Raw genomic sequence first — 17,940 nt, 5'->3', positions numbered from 1 at the left:
TCGCGATAGCGGTGTATCAGTCAACACATGTGTTGAATGTCCGGCCGCAATCGCGAGCAGGCTCGCTCCCACATTTTGATTACCCACTTGTCAGCGGCGTTTGCTGCCGCCGAGCAATGAGCCCATCAACCCGCGTACCAATTGTCGGCCCAATTGATTTGCCGCCTGTCGCATAGCTGATTTCAATGCCTGGCCTGCCGCCGTGCCGAGGAGTTCCCCGGCCTTGTCGGTGAAACTCGGCTCTTCAGGTGCAGGTTTGCCCGGCGCTGCTTCAGGATCCGGCGCCAGCCCTTTACGCCCCATCAGCACTTCATAAGCTGATTCGCGATCGACCGGTTTGTCGTAACGCCCCTTGAACGGCGAACCGGCGATCAGCACGGTGCGTTCGGTCTCGGTCAACGGCCCGATCCGCGATTGCGGCGGTGCAACCAATACACGCTGGACCATCCCCGGCGTGCCCTTGTCTTGCAGGGTGCCGACCAGCGCCTCGCCGATCCCCAGCTCCGTCAATACTGACAAGGCGTCAAATGCCGGGTTCGGCCGGAAGCCCTCGGCCACGGCGCGCAGGGATTTCTGTTCTTTGGCAGTAAACGCGCGCAAACCGTGCTGAATGCGCAGGCCCAGTTGAGCCAGCACATCATCGGGCAAGTCGCCCGGTGATTGGGTAACGAAATATACCCCCACGCCTTTCGAGCGGATCAGTCGCACTACCTGTTCCAAACGCTCCTGCAACGCCTTGGGCGTACCGGCGAACAACAAGTGCGCTTCGTCGAAAAACAGCGCCAGCAGCGGTTTCTCGGCATCACCACGCTCCGGCAATTGCTCGAACAGTTCGGCCAGCAGCCAGAGCAGGAACGTCGCATAGACCTTCGGCGCTTCATGCACCAGACGACTGGCATCGAGCAAGTGAATGCGCCCGCGACCATCCAGGGCCGGTTGCAACATGTCTTCGAGTTGCAGCGCCGGTTCGCCGAACAACGCTTCGGCGCCCTGCTGTTCCAGCGTCGCCAAACGGCGCAACAGCGCCTGGCTGGAACCGGTGGTCATCAACGCGGCGTCATCCCCCAGCAATTCGGGGTTGTCGCGCAGGTGATTGAGCAGCGCCTTCAAATCCTTCAAATCCAGCAGCAACAACCCTTCGCGGTCGGCCACCTTGAACGCGGCATAAAGTGCCGACTGCTGACTGTCGGTCAGTTCCAGCAGGCTGCCGAGCAGCAACGGGCCCATTTCGCTCAAGGTGGTGCGCAGTGGATGACCGGACTGACCGTTAATGTCCCACAAGGTCACCGGATACGCCTGAGGCTTATGGTTCAGCCAGGGCATCCCGGCGATCCGGTCCGCGACCTTGCCTTGAGGGTTGCCGGCAGCGCCCAGGCCGCACAGGTCGCCTTTGATATCCGCCGCGAACACCGCCACACCGGCATCGCTGAAGGCTTCGGCCAGGCGCTGCAAGGTGACGGTTTTACCGGTCCCGGTAGCGCCCGCTACCAGGCCATGACGGTTGGCCAGGCGCATGGCCTGGGCGATGGACTGGCCCGTGAGATCGGCGCCGATAACGAGTTGCGATGAGTCAGGCATTTTGTCACCCATGGTTAATCTTTGATCCTTCATGGCCGATAACAAGCGAGAGACCAGACTGAAAAATAGCGTCGGTAATTCCCTAAGGAGCAGTGGAAATATCAGCTTACTTTCAACACTGCCCATTTTGCGCGCCTTTATAAAAGCACGCCCTGGACATTAAGACTTTAGCGGACCCCCAAGCCATGAATAAAAATCTGCGCTTCAGCCATAAAATACTGCTTGCCGCCGCCCTCATCGTTATTGCTGCCTTCGCCTCGTTCACACTGTACAACGACTATTTGCAGCGCAACGCCATTCGCGAAGACCTGGACAACTATCTGCAAGAAATGGGCAGCGTGACGGCCAACAATATCCAGACCTGGCTGGCCGGACGCAGCTTGCTGATCGAAAACCTGTCACAAAACGTCGCACTGAACGCTGACATCGGCAACGTCTCCTCGCTACTTGAGCAGAAGGCGGTGACCTCGACCTTCATGGGCGCCTATCTGGGCAACAAGGATGGCACCTTCATCATCCGCCCAGACAGCAAAATGCCTGATGGCTATGACCCTCGCGCCCGGCCTTGGTACAAGAGTGCCCAAAGCACCGGCGGCTCGGCACTGACCGAACCGTACATCGATCTCGCTTCCGGCCAACTGGTCATTTCCATCGTCAACAGTGTGCTCAAGGACGGTCAAAGTATCGGCGTGGTCGGTGGCGACCTGAGCTTGCAGGTGATCGCCGACAGCCTCAACGCGCTGGACTTCGACGGTATGGGCTATGCGTTCCTGGTCAGCGCCGACGGCAAGATCCTGGTTCACCCGGACAAAGCCCTGGCGATGAAGTCCCTGAGCGAGGCGTACCCAAAAAACACCCCGCGCATCAGCAGCGAACTCAGTGAAATCGACGTCGACGGCAAGACCCGCATCGTCACGTTCACCCCAATCAAAGGCCTGTCCTCGGTCAATTGGTACATCGGTCTGTCGGTGGACAAGGACAAAGCCTTCTCGATGCTCAGCGAATTTCGCGCCTCGGCGGTCGTCGCAACCCTCATTGCCGTGGCAATCATCATCGCCTTGCTCGGCATGCTGATCCGCATCCTGATCCAGCCGCTGCACCTCATGACCCGCGCCATGGAAGACATCGCCGACGGTGAAGGCGACCTGACCAAGCGCCTGACCATCCAGAATCAGGACGAATTCGGCATCCTTGGCACGGCGTTCAACCGTTTCGTGGAACGGGTTCATACGTCGATCCGCGAAGTGTCCTCGGCCACCGGCCAAGTCAACGAAGTGGCTCTGCGTGTGGTGGCCGCCTCGAATTCGTCGATGTTCAATTCCGACCAGCAAGCCTCACGCACCAGCAGTGTCGCCGCGGCAATCAACCAGCTCGGCGCCGCCGCCCAGGAAATCGCCCGCAACGCAGCCCAGGCGTCAAGCCAGGCCAGCGACGCGCGCAGTCTGGCCGAGGACGGCCAGCAAGTGGTGGATCGCAGCATTGCCGCGATGAATCAGCTGTCGAGCATGCTCAGCGCCTCGAGTACCAACATCGAATCGCTGAACAGCAAAACCGTGAACATCGGGCAGATTCTCGAAGTGATCACCAGCATCTCCCAGCAAACCAACCTGCTGGCGCTTAACGCGGCGATCGAAGCGGCGCGGGCCGGTGAAGCCGGGCGTGGTTTTGCCGTGGTGGCCGATGAGGTGCGCAACCTGGCGCACCGCACGCAAGAGTCGGCGCAACAGGTGCAAACCATGATCGAGGAGCTGCAAGTCGGTGCCCGCGAATCCGTCAGCACCATGAGCGACAGCCAGCGCCACAGTCAGGACAGCGTGGAAATCGCCAACCTGGCTGGTGAACGCTTGAACAGCGTGACGTTGCGCATCGGTGAAATCGACGGCATGAACCAGTCCGTGGCCACAGCGACCGAGGAACAGACGGCGGTGGTTGAGTCGATCAACGTGGATATCACCGAAATCAACACCTTGAACCAGGAAGGCGTGGAAAACCTGCAATCGACCTTGCGTGCGTGCTCGGACCTTGAGCAACAGGCTTCGCGCTTGAAGCAGTTGGTGGGCAGTTTCCGTATTTAAGTCACTCTTGCGGGCCTCTTCGCGGGCAAGCCTCGCTCCTACAGGGATTGGCGCATCATTCTGAACTGCGCATAACCTGTGGAGCGAGGCTTGGCCGCGAAGACGGTCTGCCAATCCCGCAAAACCCCGCTGACATCCCCACCGCAAAACCCCAATCGAACATCTATCCTTCATATAGGTCAACCAAAGGGAGAACAACGGTCCCGGAGGGATGTTCATCGTGCATATCGCTGACATAACCATGTTCTACGCCCCTGCCAGCGGTGGCGTGCGCACTTATCTGGATGCCAAACACCGCCGCTTGGGCAATAAGCCAGGCATTCGTCACAGCTTGCTGATCCCTGGGGCTCATTTGAGTGAACAGGATGGCATTTACACGGTTCCGGCCCCTGCCCTGCCCTTTGGCAAGGGTTATCGCTTCCCCCTCCGTCTCGCGCCGTGGCGCAATGTTCTGCAGGATTTGCAGCCCGATCTGATTGAAGTCGGCGACCCATACCTGACTGCCTGGGCTGCTTTGGACGCCAAGCGTCAACTTGATGTGCCGGTGATCGGTTTTTATCATTCAGACCTGCCGCTGCTGGTCAGCAATCGCATGGGCAACTGGGTTACACCCAATGTCGAAGCTTATGTAAGCAAGCTCTATGGCAACTTCGATCGGGTGCTGGCACCGAGTCAAATCATGGCCGATAAACTGATCGGGTTGGGCGTGAAGAACGTTTTCGTACAACCACTGGGCGTCGACCTGCAAACGTTCAACCCCAGTAAACGGGATCCAGGCTTGCGGGCCGAATTGGGCATCGATGAAAACACTCACCTGCTGATCTTCGCCGGTCGAGGATCCAAGGAAAAAAACCTGCCGGTGCTGCTCAAATGCATGAAACGCCTGGGTCGTCGCTATCACCTGTTACTGGTGGGTTCGTCAATGCCGACCCTGGTACCGCGCAATGTCACCGTCCTCGATGAGTTCTACCCGGCAGCGCAGGTCGCGCGATTGATGGCCAGTGCCGATGCGCTGGTGCATGCCGGTGATCAGGAAACCTTTGGCTTGGTGGTCCTCGAAGCCATGGCCAGCGGCATTCCGGTGGTGGCCGTGGCGGCTGGGGCTTTTCAGGAAATTGTCACCGATCAATGCGGCCTGCTTTGCGCGCCGAACAATCCAGCGGCGATGGCCAACGCTGTGCGCGAACTGTTCAGTCAGGGCAGGCGCCGCGCTGGGCAAACAAGCCCGCCGCCATGTCGAGCAACATTACGCTTGGGATATCGTGGTCGACAGCCTGTTGGGGCACTATCACGCCGTACTCGGCACTCAATGGCCACTGACCGCCAATGGTTGAGCCCATGAACGCGCCCAGCCTGTTACTGGTATTGCACGACGTTGCGCCGCACACCTGGCCCGATTATCAAGCCTTCGTCGAAGCCGTCGACGCGCTGGGCGAGGTGCCGATTACCTGGCTGGTGGTGCCCAATTACCACAAGCATAACGACCTGGACGCGTATCCGGCGTTTCGACGTTTGCTGACCCGCCGCGTCGCTTGCGGCGACGAACTGGCACTGCACGGTTACTTTCATTGCGATGAAGGACCGATCCCCATCACTCCCCGAGACTGGTTCATGCGCCGGATCTACACCCATGAAGGCGAGTTCTACGACCTGTCACAGGAAGCCGCCCTCACCCGCCTGCGTGCCGGAATCGAGGTGTTCCACCGCTACAACTGGCCATTGGAAGGTTTCGTCGCTCCTGCCTGGCTGATGAGCGAAGGCACCCGCCAAGCCTTGCGCCAGTTACCGCTGCGCTACACCAGCGACTCGCAGCATCTGTATCGATTGCCGGATTTCACCGCGATCGATGCCCCGTGCCTGGTCTGGAGCGCGCGCAGCGCCTGGCGTCGCGGCCTGTCGAAAATCGTCAGCGATCAGCGTGAACAACGCTGGCGCCAGGCGCCGGTGATTCGTCTCGGTCTGCACCCCGTGGACATGCGCCATGAGTTCTCGCGTCACTACTGGCTGCACACCCTCAAGCGCTTGCTCGACGAGGGTCGTGTGCCCATGACCAAGGCCAACTGGCTGGCAAAGCAACGCGACCCCATCGGTCGCGCCGCATGAGCCGCGGGATTCTGCTGGTCGTCGCCCTGCTCGCGGCGGTGCTCATTCCGTCGTTGCTGGGTGGCGGAGAAACATGGTCGCGGTTGCAAAGCTTTCCGCAGAAATGGTTGCTGATCATGTTCGGCATGATCCTGCTGTGCTGGATGCTCAACACCCAGCGCCTGCGCCTGTTGCTGGGTGATCAGCGCGACAAGGTAAGTCGCTTCAAAAGCCTTGGGGTGGTGATGTCTGCCGAATTCGCCTACTGCGCCACCCCCGGCGGCAGTGGCGGGCCGCTGACCATCATGGCGTTGCTGGCACGTCACGGCGTGCGGCCGGCCAGGGGCAGCGCCGTGTTCGCCATGGACCAATTGAGCGATCTGCTGTTTTTTCTCTGCGCGCTGAGCGGAATTCTGATTTATGCATTGTTCCAGCACCTCAGTCAGCGCATGGAATGGCTGCTGACCGTCAGCGCCATCTCGATGTTCGGTGGGTTATTCAGTTGCGTATTAGCGGCTCGCTACCACCGCTCGCTGATTCGTCTGAGTGGTCGGTTGCTCGCTCGTCTCAATGTCAAAGGCGCCACCCGGATGCGCTGGGCGCGAAAGCTCCTGCACTTCCTGGCGGCGTTCACTGACACACTGAAGTTGCCCTTTCAGACATTGATCACGGTGTTTGCACTGACCTGTCTGCATTGGCTCTTGCGCTATAGCGTGCTGTATCTGGCATTGCGTGGGCTGGGCGTGGATCTGCAGTGGGCCTGGTGTTTTCTGATCCAGATGCTGTCACTGAGTGCGGGGCAGTTCAGCCTGTTGCCGGGCGGTGCCGGGGCGGCGGAATTGACATCGGCGGCGCTGCTGGCGCCCATGGTCGGAAAATCCACCGCGGCGGCGGCGATTCTGATCTGGCGGACAGTGACCTATTACTTCTATCTGGTGGTCGGTGGCCCGGTGTTTTTGCTGATGCTCGGGCGGCCATTGCTCAGGAAGTTGATGAAGCTCAAGCAGGCTTAAAAGATCTTTTTTTCAGGCATCCCCGACTGCATCGTCGGAATCGTCCTGCAACTGCTCCCACAACTCGGCGGCACCGGGAAACTCCGTGCCGTCTTCGGGGCTCAGGTCATCCGGGTCATAGCGACTCAAACAGCCCTCACCCAATGTGGCGGGTGCTTTGGATGTAGCTTTGTCCAATGGATCGGCCATGGTCATGTTCTCTCTTCACCTGGATCGGTCCCACGCGGAGCGTGGGAGCGATCCGCAGACCATCAGAACACGACGGTTTTGTTGCCATGCACCAGCACCCGGTCTTCCAGGTGATAACGCAGGCCACGGGCCAGCACCATTTTCTCGACATCACGGCCGAAGCGCACCATGTCTTCAATGCTGTCGCTGTGACTCACGCGCACTACGTCTTGCTCGATGATCGGACCGGCGTCCAGCTCTTCGGTGACGTAGTGGCAGGTAGCGCCGATCAACTTCACTCCGCGCATCGACGCCTGGTGATATGGCTTGGCGCCGACAAACGACGGCAAGAAGCTGTGGTGAATATTGATGACTTTATGGGCGTATTCGCTGCACAACTCGGGCGGCAGAATCTGCATGTAACGGGCAAGTACCACCACTTCGGCTTCGTGCTGTTTGACCAGACGCGAAACTTCGGCGAAGGCCGGCTCCTTGTTCTGTGGGTTGACCGGGACATGGTAGTAAGGAATACCGTGCCACTCGACCATGCTGCGCAAATCATCGTGATTGGAAATCACGCAGGCGATTTCACAGTCCAGTTCGTCACTGTGCCAGCGGTGCAGCAAGTCGGCCAGGCAGTGGGATTCACGGCTGGCCATCAACACCACGCGTTTCTTCTGCTCGGTGTCGGTGATGCGCCAGTCCATCGAGAACTCTTCGGCAATCGGTGCAAACGCTTCACGAAAGGCTTCGATACCGAAAGGCAGCGAATCGGCACGAATTTCGTGACGCATGAAGAACCAGCCACTGAGATTATCCGAGTGATGGCTCGCTTCAGTGATCCAGCCATTATGTGACGCCAGAAAGTTACTGACTTTAGCAACGATGCCGACGCGGTCCGGGCAAGCAATCACCAGCCGAAAAGTGCGCATGAGGGGGAAACTCCAGAACTTCGCAAAGGCCGCCATTCTAGCGATTGCGCAGCAAAACTGCAGTATTGATGACGTGTGGCTTTGCCCGCAGGTCCGGTACAGGTTCTGCAAGCACCACGCTGCCCCACGCGATGGTGTTCTTGCGGGCAATCTTCAAGAGGTCAACTGTGAACATTTGTGACGCTATTTAACTGTCACTCCAATGTGTGTCCTGTTCCGCAACTAATTTAAATAAAACTCCGGTTAAATGTTTACTTGATGAAACACCCTGACTATTATTGTCGCACTGTCACCCTGCCATCCAGCGCCCAACATAAGGTAGTCCTCATGTCCTTGATCAACGAATATCGCGCCACCGAAGAAGCTATCAAAGAGCTGCAAGCCCGTTTGAAGAATCTGTCCCAAGACGACAAACTGCAAACCGAGCTGGAATTCGAAGGCAAACTGCGCACCCTGATGGGCGAATACTCCAAATCCCTGCGTGACATCATCGCGCTGTTGGATCCAGAGTCCAAAACCAAGGCTCCACGTGGCGGCGCAGTAAAAACTACTGGCACCAAACGTGCTCGCAAAGTTAAACAATACAAAAACCCGCACAACGGCGAAGTCATCGAAACCAAAGGTGGCAACCACAAGACTCTGAAAGAGTGGAAAGCCAAGTGGGGCGGTGACGTGGTTGAAAGCTGGGCTACCCTGCTGGGCTAAGCCGCAAGCGTGTCGCGGACTGATCCGCGACCAAAAAAACGCCAGCAAATGCTGGCGTTTTTTTATGCCTGGAATTCAAGCGCAGATTATTTTCGTTTTCAAAGACTCAAACGTTTGCGTAATGCCTGGACATGATTCTGCCATTCATCCAGAACCTCTCGCTGAAACGATGTAGCACTAGTCATCAATTGAGCAGCAACCTCCTGAAAACTATCCAGCGTATTTGGCGCGCCCCACTCAGGTGCACACAAACGTTTCTGACAGAATATTCGCCAGCTTTCTTGCTCTTCCAGGCTCAACGTATCGGGAAAGTTGCGTGCGCGATAACGAAACAATAATTCAGGCAAACGTTCATCATCGAAAGGCCACTGTTCTTGTGCTAATTGCAAAGGGTCGGCGGCTCTGACTTGCTCACATAGACGCCGGTCCCGATCACCGATAAAACCGTTGTATAACTGTTGCTCGGGGTCTTGGCTCGGAGAGAAATCGTCGCTGGAGTAAATGTCTGGCACTTTATCTCGCCAAACTTGTTGTGCGTCACTTAGCCGCAGCGCCCGCTCCTGATAAAGCGCCATATCCAGCCCCAGACGTTGCTGATCTACAGGACGCAGTACCGATAACGGCGCCACTACCGGGCACTTGTTGATGTGAATGAGCTTGAGCGGCACCGGCAGTTCGCCTTCGGCCAAGTCCTCGCGGCGGGTATAAAGCCGCTGACGCAAGGTTTCGGCATCCAGATCGAGCAACCCCTGAGGGTCCAAGTGCAAGTCACAGACAATCAGCGCGTTGCGATTACGTGGATGCCAGGCCAACGGCAGCACCACCCCCACATAGTTACGGGCCGCCGAAAAGCGCCCGGAAACATGCACCATCGGCTGCAACAACCGAATTTGATCCATGACCTTTTGTTTGCTGCGCAATTGAAACAGCCAGTCATACAACTTCGGCTGTTTTTCCCGAATCAGGCGCGCCAGGGCGATGGTGGCGCGAACATCCGACAGCGCCTCGTGTGCATGCCCGTGATCGATGCCATTGGCGGCGGTCAGACGTTCGAGTTTGAGCGTGACTCGCCCTTCGTCGTCCTTGGGCCAGACAAGGCCATCAGGACGCAAGGCATAAGCTGCGCGCACCACATCGATCAGGTCCCAGCGGCTGTTGCCGCCCTGCCACTCCCGTGCGTAGGGGTCGAAAAAGTTTCGATACAGGCTGTAACGGGTCATCTCATCGTCAAAACGCAGCGTGTTGTACCCGGCCCCGCAGGTGCCGGGCGCCGCGAGCTGGGCATGAACCCGTGTCATGAAATCGGCTTCGCTCAAACCTTGCTCGGCCAGACGCGCGGGCGTAATACCGGTAATCGCGCACGCCGCCGGATGAGGCAGGATGTCGTCACTGGGCTGGCAATAAAGGTTGACCGGTTCGTCTATTTCATTGAGATCGAAGTCGGTGCGAATCCCCGCCACTTGCAGCGGGCGGTCGCAACGGGGGTTGATGCCAGTGGTTTCATAGTCGTACCAGAAGATCGAGGTCACGGGTTGTTCCTGAACTGAAGACCGACGAAGTCTAGGCGCACATACGTCGCCCCGACCAGAGTTCTTGTCATTCAATCACCTCTGATCACGCACCGTGCAATACATAGTTATGTCGTTTTCCCCCGAGAGGCTGCTAGCATCCGACGGACAAGGCCACATCAAGGTTGCCCATGCTCGAAACCACAGCACTGCCAGGGAAAGCGACGCTGGCCCGGCCACTGGACACGCGGTATCACGTCGAAACGCCCGAAGGCATCGACTTGCCGCTGCGCCCGGCCGGGTTGATGGTACGTGCGCTGGCGTTCGCCATAGACCTGGGCCTGCGCGGGGTGATTCTGGGCCTGCTGTTTATTATGTTGGCGTTTCTCGGAAAACTTGGCGCCGGGCTGAGTTCGATTCTGCTGTTCGTGGTGAGCTGGTGGTACATGGTGCTGTTCGAAGTGCTCAATCAGGGCCGTTCGCCGGGCAAGCATTGGATGGGGTTGCGCGTAGTGCATGACGATGGCACGCCGATCGGCTGGTCCGCGTCCTTGCTGCGCAACCTGCTGCGGTTTGTCGACATGTTGCCGTTCGGCTACTTTCTCGGGGCGATCAGCTGCCTGCAACACCCCTCCTTCAAACGCCTCGGCGACCTGGCCGCCGGTACGCTGGTGATCTACCGCGAACAACCGCTCACCCGCCCCCAACTGCCTGATGTCCCGCCACGGCGCGCAGCCTTCGCCCTGACGCTGACCGAGCAACGCGCCGTCCTCGGGTTTGCCGAACGCCAGGGTGAACTCTCCGAGGCGCGGGCCAACGAGCTCGCCTCGATACTCGCGCAACCGTTGCAGATATCGAAGCCCCAGGCGAGGGCCGAACTCAACGGCATCGCCCGTGGACTGTTGGGCCCCACATGAAGCAAAGCCTGTTCGAAAGTCGCCACAGCGCCGAATGGGAGCAGTTTGCACTCATGCTTGAACGGCTGGAACGAGGCAAAGATGCCTCTGGAGTCGCCAGTTTCCCCAGCGATTATCGACGGCTCTGCCAACACCTGGCCTTGGCTCAGGAGCGCGGCTACAGCAGTTTCCTGATCGATTCATTGCAGCAACTGGTCCTGCGCGGGCATCAACAGCTTTATCGGCATCGCAGTCGACTGGGTGCCAACGTGTTGAGTTTCATCCTCGCCGATTTCCCGCGACTGGTGCGTGAGCAGTGGCGTTTCGTCCTTGCCGCCAGCCTGTTGTTTTTTGGCAGCCTGATCGGTTTCGCGTTGCTGGTGTATCTGTTCCCGGAGCTGGTCTACAACCTGATCCCGGCCGAGCAGGTCAGTGAGATGCAAAGCATGTACGACCCCGACGCCGGTCATCTGGGGCGCTTGGCAGATCGGGCAGCCAGCGAAGACTGGGTGATGTTCGGTTACTACATCATGCACAACATCGGCATCGCTTTTCAGACCTTCGCCAGCGGTTTGCTGTTTGGCCTGGGCAGCGCGTTTTTCCTGTTCTTCAACGGATTGATGATCGGCGCGGTGGCCGGGCACCTGACGCACATCGGCTATGGGCAAACCTTCTGGTCGTTCGTGATCGGCCATGGCGCCTTCGAACTGAGTGCAATTGCCCTGGCCGGTGCCGCAGGCCTGCAACTGGGCTGGGCCTTGATCGCGCCGGGACGTTTACCCCGCGCCGAGGCCCTGCGACTGGCGGCGCGCAAGAGCGTGGTGCTGATTTGCGGGGTCATGCTGTTTCTGCTGATTGCGGCGTTTATCGAAGCCTACTGGTCGTCGCGGACCGGGCTCTCGCCGCTGACCAAATACCTGGTCGGCGCGGTGCTCTGGTTGTTGGTGTGGCGACTTATCTGCTGTTTGCCGGACGGACTCGCCATGCGCCTGAGTGACGCCAGTGTGGTGATCCGCCCGCGCACGACCTGGGAAGCCATGGACCTGGGGGTGCTGCTGAGTCAGCGCCATCGACGCCTGTTGATGACCAGTTGGGCCATCGTGACCTTGCCGATCTTCGCCCTGCTCACCTTGCTGCTGTGGGATTCACCCTCCCTCGCCGTGTTTCTGTTCTGGTGGCTCAAACCGGCGTTCGATCGGCTGCCGCTGTACATCCTGTCCAAAGCCATGTTCGGCGAAACGCCCACACTGAAACAGGCCCTGCGCCAATGGCCGCGCCTGCTCAAACCGCAACTGCTGGCCAGCCTGACCTGGCGCCGCCTGAGTCTGAGCCGCAGTTTTCTGATGCCGGTGGTGCAACTCGAAGGTCTGGCGGGGGAAGCACGCCAACAACGTTTGCGCGTGTTGCTGCAACGCAACGCGGGCGCCGCCCAGTGGCTGACGATCATCGGCGTGCATCTGGAAACCGCGCTGTGGATCGGCTTGATGGTGCTGTTCTACATGCTCTTGCCGCAACAGGTCGAACTCGACTGGGGCTGGCAGACCTTGATTACCGCCGCCACTCAAGACTGGCGCTGGCTGGAACACCTGACCAATACCTTTTACGTTCTGGTGCTGATTGTCTGGGAACCGATCTATGTGGCCTGCGGTTTCAGCCTTTATCTGAACCGGCGCACGTGGCTGGAAGCCTGGGACATCGAACTGGTTTTTCGCCGAATGCGCCAACGCTTGACCAGCACGGTCGTCACGCTGCTGCTGGCTGCGATCCTGCTGGTGCCAACGGCGCAAAGCGTCTGGGCCGCCGAACCGGTTATCTCACCGGACTCTGCGCGTCTGCTGGAGCAACCACTGACCAGTCAGGCATCCCGCGACAGCATCAAGGCCATACTCGATCAGCCCCCCTTCAAGAATAAGGAAACGGTAACGCGTTATCGCTTTGGCGAAGACAAACCCGCCGCCGACACTGCGGACAATGGTCAAACGCCCGCCTGGCTGAAGGCGCTGCTCAGCTTGCTGGACAGCCGACGCTTTGGCGTATTGGCCAGCCTGATCGAAGTGCTGCTGTGGGGCACAGTGATCGGCGCCATTGGGCTGTTGATCTGGCGTTACCGCGACTGGCTGCAGGCCTTTGTCAGCCGCCGACCCACGTTAAATCGCAAAGTCGCGCGGCCATTACCCCAGCAGGCGTTCGGCCTGGACCTCAACCGCGAAACCTTGCCCGCCGACATCGCGGCCAGTGCCGAAAGCCTCTGGCAGACCAATCCCCGTGAAGCCCTCGGGTTGCTCTATCGCGCCCTGCTCAGCCACTTGCTGCACGATTTCAACATGGCGCTCAAACCAGCCGACACCGAAGGCGAAGTGCTCCAGCGCGTTGAACAATTGCAACAACCTGCCTTGCTGGCCTTCAGCAGAAACCTCACCGGGCACTGGCAAAACATGGCCTATGGGCATCGCTTGCCCCCCGCGCATTTGCAACAGGAACTCTGTAACGGCTGGCGCGCGTTGTTCGGCCCGGGAGCCGCCCGTTGAACCGGCGTTTGTGGCTTTCAGTCGGTGCGTTGATCGCCCTGCTAGTGTGTGCGCTGAGTGTTTACCTGTATTTCAAGGCCATACCCTATCCAGCAGAAATCGATCACGGCCCATCCCCGGAAGCCCAGGCCAATCCCTACCTGGCGGCCGAGCATTTTCTGCGTAAACAGGGCCTGACCGTCAGCCATGCCAACAGCCTCGATATCTTGCCGACTCTCGAGCCTCATCAGCGCAGTTTGTTGTTGCTCGGCGATCGGTCGAACATGTCGCCGCGACAGGTGAATCAGGTATTGAACTGGACCCGCGCCGGTGGACGTCTTTTATTCGTCGCCGAAGCCCTGTGGGATGAAAAGACCGGGCAGAGCAATGATCTGCTGCTCGACCGGGTGCAGTTGCACCAATCCCTGAGCAAAGACCTCAAGGAGCCGCCGCCCGATCCTGTCGACGATCCTTACCCCAAACTGACCAAGCTCTACCTGGAAAACGAGGAGGCGCCGGCCTACTTCAGCTTCGATACCGCGTTCCACCTCGACGACCCGAAAAACCTCGCCCAGGCCTGGGCCAACAGCGGCAAGGCCACGCACATGATGCAGCTGAGTCACGGGCAGGGTTCGATCACCGTGGTCACCGACGCCGACCTCTGGAAAACCCCGGCCATCGACCAGTACGACAACGCCTGGCTGCTGTGGTACCTGACGGCCGACACAGACGTGACCTTGCTGTTCAATACCGATCACGACAGCTTGCTGACGTTGCTGTGGCGCTATTTTCCGCAAGCCCTGGTGGCCCTGATCGCCTTGATCGTTTTCGGGTTCTGGCATGTTGGCGTGCGTAACGGCCCATTGCTGGAGCCGGCCACGAGAGCCCGCCGCCAGCTCCAGGAACACCTGCGTGCCAGCGCCGATTTCATGCTCCGTCACAACGGTCAGCACAGCCTGTTGCAAGCCTTGCAACAAGACATCCTGCGGCGTGTCCGTCACCGTCACCCCGGTTTTGAACAACTCGGCGTCGCCGAACAATGGCTGGTGCTCGCACGCCTGACTGGCCAACCCACACGCGCCATCAGCCAGGCCATGAGCCCGCGACCGAAGCAGCGGCTGTCCAGCGCTGAATTCAGCCGTCAGGTCGCCCACCTGCAAACCTTGAGGAACGCCTTATGATCTGGCACTTGGAAAGCGTTAGATTGCTGTGATATTAGAAACAGACACTTAGAAGCTCATGCGCTTTAGGGCCGATCTAATCCCCTAACTGGTCAGAGCAGACAAAGTGATTGAGATTCTGATTAGCACAGAGGACGGCAGATGGAGCTTGTGTGGGCTACAGGGGATTTGGTGATCGCAGGGCAACCTTATCCAGGGTTTCCCATTCTGCTATGGGACTCGATGGAGAGTTGCGTTCCGGCCAATCAGTTCTTTCGGCACTACCTGCTTCGCGGGGTCATCGGCTCGAAGCGTTCCTGGCCCAGTACCGGACGCGCGCTGTACGATTTCTTCAGCTTCCTCGAGGCTCATGAGATTGACTGGCGCGACGTGGATCGTGGCGAGGCCAAGAGCCTTGTGGCGGCCTACCGAGATTACTGCCTGGAGGCGTGCGCGCTGGCACCGAACACCACTCGCCAGCGTTTGACTTATATCTGCAAGTTTTATGAATTCGCACTGAAAGAGGGGTGGGTGAAGCGCCTGCCCTTCGCTTATGAAGAGCGCGCCGTAAGGTGCCAAACAAGTTTCCTTGCCCATGTCGATGCCAGTGGCGGCAAGGCCATGGCAAACGATGTAATGCCACGTAGCCACAAGACCCTGCCTAAGTTTCTGAGCATGGCCGAGATCAAGTCGCTCTTGGCCGCAGTGGAGAACCCCCATCACCGAATGATGATGCGCCTAGGGCTGCATACGGGTCTGCGCCGCGAGGAAATCGCCGCCTTCCCGCTGGCCTATGTTTTCGACCCGGACAAGGCAGCACGAACCGAACGCAACCTCCGCATTCGGCTCGATCCGTTCGACGGCAGCGGTATGGTGACTAAGGGCAGCAAGCCGCGGGATATTTACGTCAGCCGCAAATTCATGGCTGAACTCTATCGCTATGTGACGAAGGTGCGCGGCGAGCGCGCCTCGCTAAGCAAGACCCCACAAAAGGCGTTGTTCCTTAACCAGTCCGGGGAACCCTATGGTGACGACGGCAAGAGCCTCAACCGGATCATCAGCGAGACCGGCAAGCGGGCTGGAATCAAAGTCCATACGCACATGCTTCGGCATACTTATGCCACCCATACCCTGGTCAGCCTTCAGCGTAACCCTGCGAGCGGGTTGGAGCCTCTGGTGTTCGTTCAGCGGCAACTCGGCCACAGTTCGATTCAGACAACCATGGTGTACCTGCACTTGGTCAACGAAATAGCCGACGAGGCGGTGCTGGCCTATGACGATGAGTTGAACGCATTGGCGGAGGCGGCCTGATGGGCAAGCGCAAGGTATTTACTAAGACCGACCTCAGCGTCCCGCAAGTCGAGCACAGCCGCGACATAGCAGGCAATGTGGTGATTCTGCCCGATACCATCCCTCCGACGAATACCACGGTCACGTTCGGGCGGAACGCCTCCAACAGCCGTAGTTTCGACTTTGCCCGCTGGTACGGCGCTGGCATTGACTCCATCACCTACGCCTGCCAGTGCCAAATTAAACGCTTCCTCGCCGGCCAAGAAGGCACCATCGCGATTAGCACCGTCGCTGGCTACTGCCAAAATGGGCTGCGCAATTTTTTCGACTGCTGCGTGCTGCGGGCGACGGCTATCGGCCGTGACTTGGCCATGTCCGATGTGAACCGGGACTTGATCGACGGCTATCTCGGACATTTGGCTGGGTTGGGCGTGGCGACTATCAGTCAGAAAACCCTCTACTCGCAGACCAAGCCCGTGTTGCTCGCCTTGGGGCGGCGTGGGCTAATCCATCTCGTCACCTCCGGCGATGGGACCACCTTCCCCCATAACCCCTTCCCAAACATCAACCGCAAGGCCAAGGGCGAGACGGGGCTGTCCAAACGCGAGCGGCAAGCGTTCACTGTGGCGCTCAGGCAGGCCATCAAGCCGATCTGGGCTGACGACGAGCCTGTGACCAGCGATCTGCTGGTCTACGCCCTGCTGGTCGTGGCGCTGCACACCGGACGCAATACCACGCCACTGCTGGAAATGGGTCGTGACTGCCTGCGCCCACACCCCAAGGACAACACCGTGTTCCTAGTACTGTGGAAGCGACGTGGCTACAACACCAGTAAAGTGGCGCTGCGAGCCGAGTCAGACACTGAGCGTCTTCTAGAGTCCACGCCGAACGTGAGAACCAACGTCGAGCGCTTGATCCGCCGCGTGATGGCCCTGACCGAGTCATTGGACGCAGAGGCTCCAGCCGACCTCAAGGGGCGCGTGTGGCTGTATCGCATACGCAATCGCAAGGGTTTCGGTACAGTCACGACGCTGATACCAGAAACGTTGGCTAGGTCGATAAACCGCCTCGTAACCGAGCATGGTCTGACCGACAGTGACGATAAGCCCCTGCGCATCAACATCTCACGCCTGCGCAAGACCTTCGCCAACCGCATCTTCGAGCTTACCGACGGCGATTTGGCGACCACCGCCGCTGCGCTCGGCAATACCCCGAGGGTGGCCGACCAAAGCTACCTGGCACCCGACGAGTATGCCCGTCGCAACTGGCAGTTCATGGGCGAGGTAATGGTGCAGGAGTTGCTAACTCGGACCGTCGGTGCAACCTATAAGGACACCCCCATGGGCCGCTGCGCCGACCCAGTGAACGGCCAGTACGCCCCGAAGCGCGAGGGCGCGACCTGCATGAACTTCATGAACTGCCTGCGTTGCAAGCATTACGCGGTAACCGCAGAGGATCTGTACAAGCTGTTCAGCTTCTACTTCCGCGTGCTGGCTGAGCGCTCGCGCATGGACAAGCGGCGCTGGGCACGGGAGTACGCCCACATCCCCCGCTTGATAGACCACTACATCGTTGCCGAAGGGCTGCGGCGCGGTACCTTCAAGGCCGCAGCGGTGGAGGACGCCCGCGAGCGAGCCCGGACCCTGCCGCACCCGTTCTGGTCGGTTGATCTGATCGACAGCTTGGAGCTATTTGCATGAGTGACAACACCTTGGTGGCACTACCTTGGGCTCCCCTTGCTGTCCAGCCGAGCGATGTGCGCGGGCTCCCGGAATCCGAACGCGACGCCCTGATCATCAGCGCTACTCAGGTCGATGGGCAGTGGGTTATTCTCAGCCGCTACCGCGACAACGTCTGGCAACTTGAAGGCTTCACCAGCGCAACGTGCCGGCGAGTCATACACGGCTGGACTTCCGCACCGCGCCACCGGCATTTTGGGAGGTGATGAAGGCGATGCTATATCGCTACCTACGCCGTGGACGCCATGGGGCGGTTCGGCCTAAATGCCTCGCTTTGGTACAAATTT

At 59.1% G+C, this 17,940-nt stretch carries 14 protein-coding genes and 2 pseudogenes; 12 read left to right on the top strand and 4 right to left on the bottom strand.

Features of this window, described 5'->3' with window-relative positions; genetic code table 11:
• Positions 1–90 precede the first annotated feature (90 nt).
• Entirely contained in the window at positions 91–1,578 is a 1,488-nt protein-coding gene (locus PSH65_RS07130) for a helicase HerA-like domain-containing protein (RefSeq protein WP_305425543.1), read from the bottom strand.
• A gap of 185 nt (positions 1,579–1,763) precedes the next feature.
• Here PSH65_RS07130 and PSH65_RS07125 point away from each other — a divergent pair, with 185 nt between their 5' ends.
• The 4 genes and pseudogenes from PSH65_RS07125 to PSH65_RS07110 all read left to right on the top strand — a co-directional run bounded on the left by PSH65_RS07125 (position 1,764) and on the right by PSH65_RS07110 (position 6,748).
• Positions 1,764–3,653, top strand: a complete 1,890-nt coding sequence (locus PSH65_RS07125; RefSeq protein ID WP_305425542.1) for a methyl-accepting chemotaxis protein — start codon at positions 1,764–1,766, stop codon at positions 3,651–3,653.
• Between the two features lie 211 nt (positions 3,654–3,864).
• A pseudogene (locus PSH65_RS07120) lies at positions 3,865–4,987 on the top strand (glycosyltransferase family 4 protein).
• Positions 4,980–5,756, top strand: coding sequence for a polysaccharide deacetylase family protein (locus PSH65_RS07115; protein ID WP_305425540.1), 777 nt, complete (start codon positions 4,980–4,982; stop codon positions 5,754–5,756). Before PSH65_RS07120 ends, PSH65_RS07115 begins: the two are co-directional and overlap by 8 nt.
• The gene (locus tag PSH65_RS07110; protein WP_305425539.1) at positions 5,753–6,748 is read left to right on the top strand and encodes a lysylphosphatidylglycerol synthase transmembrane domain-containing protein; all 996 of its coding nucleotides are present in this window, start codon (positions 5,753–5,755) and stop codon (positions 6,746–6,748) included. Before PSH65_RS07115 ends, PSH65_RS07110 begins: the two co-directional genes overlap by 4 nt.
• Before the next feature lie 12 nt (positions 6,749–6,760).
• On the opposite strand, the gene PSH65_RS07105 is transcribed toward PSH65_RS07110, so the two are convergent.
• Positions 6,761–6,937: a hypothetical protein gene (locus PSH65_RS07105; protein WP_305425538.1), complete on the bottom strand. Its 177-nt coding sequence runs from the start codon at positions 6,935–6,937 to the stop codon at positions 6,761–6,763.
• Positions 6,938–6,999: 62 nt separating this feature from the next.
• Positions 7,000–7,848 (bottom strand): formyltetrahydrofolate deformylase, encoded by an 849-nt coding sequence (purU, locus tag PSH65_RS07100; RefSeq protein ID WP_007903852.1) that lies wholly within the window; start codon positions 7,846–7,848, stop codon positions 7,000–7,002.
• Between the two features lie 327 nt (positions 7,849–8,175).
• Between purU and mvaT the strand changes: the two genes are divergently transcribed.
• The gene (gene mvaT / locus PSH65_RS07095; protein WP_007903853.1) at positions 8,176–8,553 is read left to right on the top strand and encodes a histone-like nucleoid-structuring protein MvaT; all 378 of its coding nucleotides are present in this window, start codon (positions 8,176–8,178) and stop codon (positions 8,551–8,553) included.
• 98 nt (positions 8,554–8,651) lie between these two features.
• Here the strand turns inward: mvaT and sbcB are convergent, their stop codons facing one another.
• Positions 8,652–10,082: an exodeoxyribonuclease I gene (sbcB, locus tag PSH65_RS07090; RefSeq protein WP_305425537.1), complete on the bottom strand. Its 1,431-nt coding sequence runs from the start codon at positions 10,080–10,082 to the stop codon at positions 8,652–8,654.
• A gap of 170 nt (positions 10,083–10,252) precedes the next feature.
• On the opposite strand from sbcB, the gene PSH65_RS07085 reads away from it, so the two are divergent.
• From PSH65_RS07085 to PSH65_RS31760, 7 genes and pseudogenes are all read left to right on the top strand, one after another.
• Positions 10,253–10,978, top strand: coding sequence for an RDD family protein (locus tag PSH65_RS07085; protein ID WP_305425535.1), 726 nt, complete (start codon positions 10,253–10,255; stop codon positions 10,976–10,978).
• A pseudogene (locus tag PSH65_RS31770) lies at positions 10,975–11,781 on the top strand (stage II sporulation protein M); the annotation flags it as partial. The gene PSH65_RS07085 and the pseudogene PSH65_RS31770, both read left to right, overlap by 4 nt.
• Positions 11,782–11,940: 159 nt before the next feature.
• Complete coding sequence (locus tag PSH65_RS31765) at positions 11,941–13,485, top strand: DUF4129 domain-containing protein (RefSeq protein WP_305483496.1); 1,545 nt, start codon at positions 11,941–11,943, stop codon at positions 13,483–13,485.
• Positions 13,482–14,645, top strand: a complete 1,164-nt coding sequence (locus tag PSH65_RS07075) for a DUF4350 domain-containing protein (protein ID WP_305425531.1) — start codon at positions 13,482–13,484, stop codon at positions 14,643–14,645. The genes PSH65_RS31765 and PSH65_RS07075 overlap by 4 nt, the downstream gene beginning before the upstream one ends.
• A gap of 141 nt (positions 14,646–14,786) precedes the next feature.
• The gene (locus PSH65_RS07070; RefSeq protein WP_305425529.1) at positions 14,787–15,935 is read left to right on the top strand and encodes a site-specific integrase; all 1,149 of its coding nucleotides are present in this window, start codon (positions 14,787–14,789) and stop codon (positions 15,933–15,935) included.
• Entirely contained in the window at positions 15,935–17,614 is a 1,680-nt protein-coding gene (locus tag PSH65_RS07065) for a hypothetical protein (protein WP_305425528.1), read from the top strand. The genes PSH65_RS07070 and PSH65_RS07065 overlap by 1 nt, the downstream gene beginning before the upstream one ends.
• Entirely contained in the window at positions 17,611–17,859 is a 249-nt protein-coding gene (locus PSH65_RS31760) for a hypothetical protein (RefSeq protein ID WP_370694679.1), read from the top strand. The genes PSH65_RS07065 and PSH65_RS31760 overlap by 4 nt, the downstream gene beginning before the upstream one ends.
• Positions 17,860–17,940 lie beyond the last annotated feature (81 nt).

Origin of the sequence: Pseudomonas sp. FP603 (assembly GCF_030687415.1) — a bacterium.
Classification (GTDB): Bacteria; Pseudomonadota; Gammaproteobacteria; order Pseudomonadales; family Pseudomonadaceae; genus Aquipseudomonas; species Aquipseudomonas wuhanensis.
This window is presented reverse-complemented; position numbering and strand designations above follow the sequence as displayed.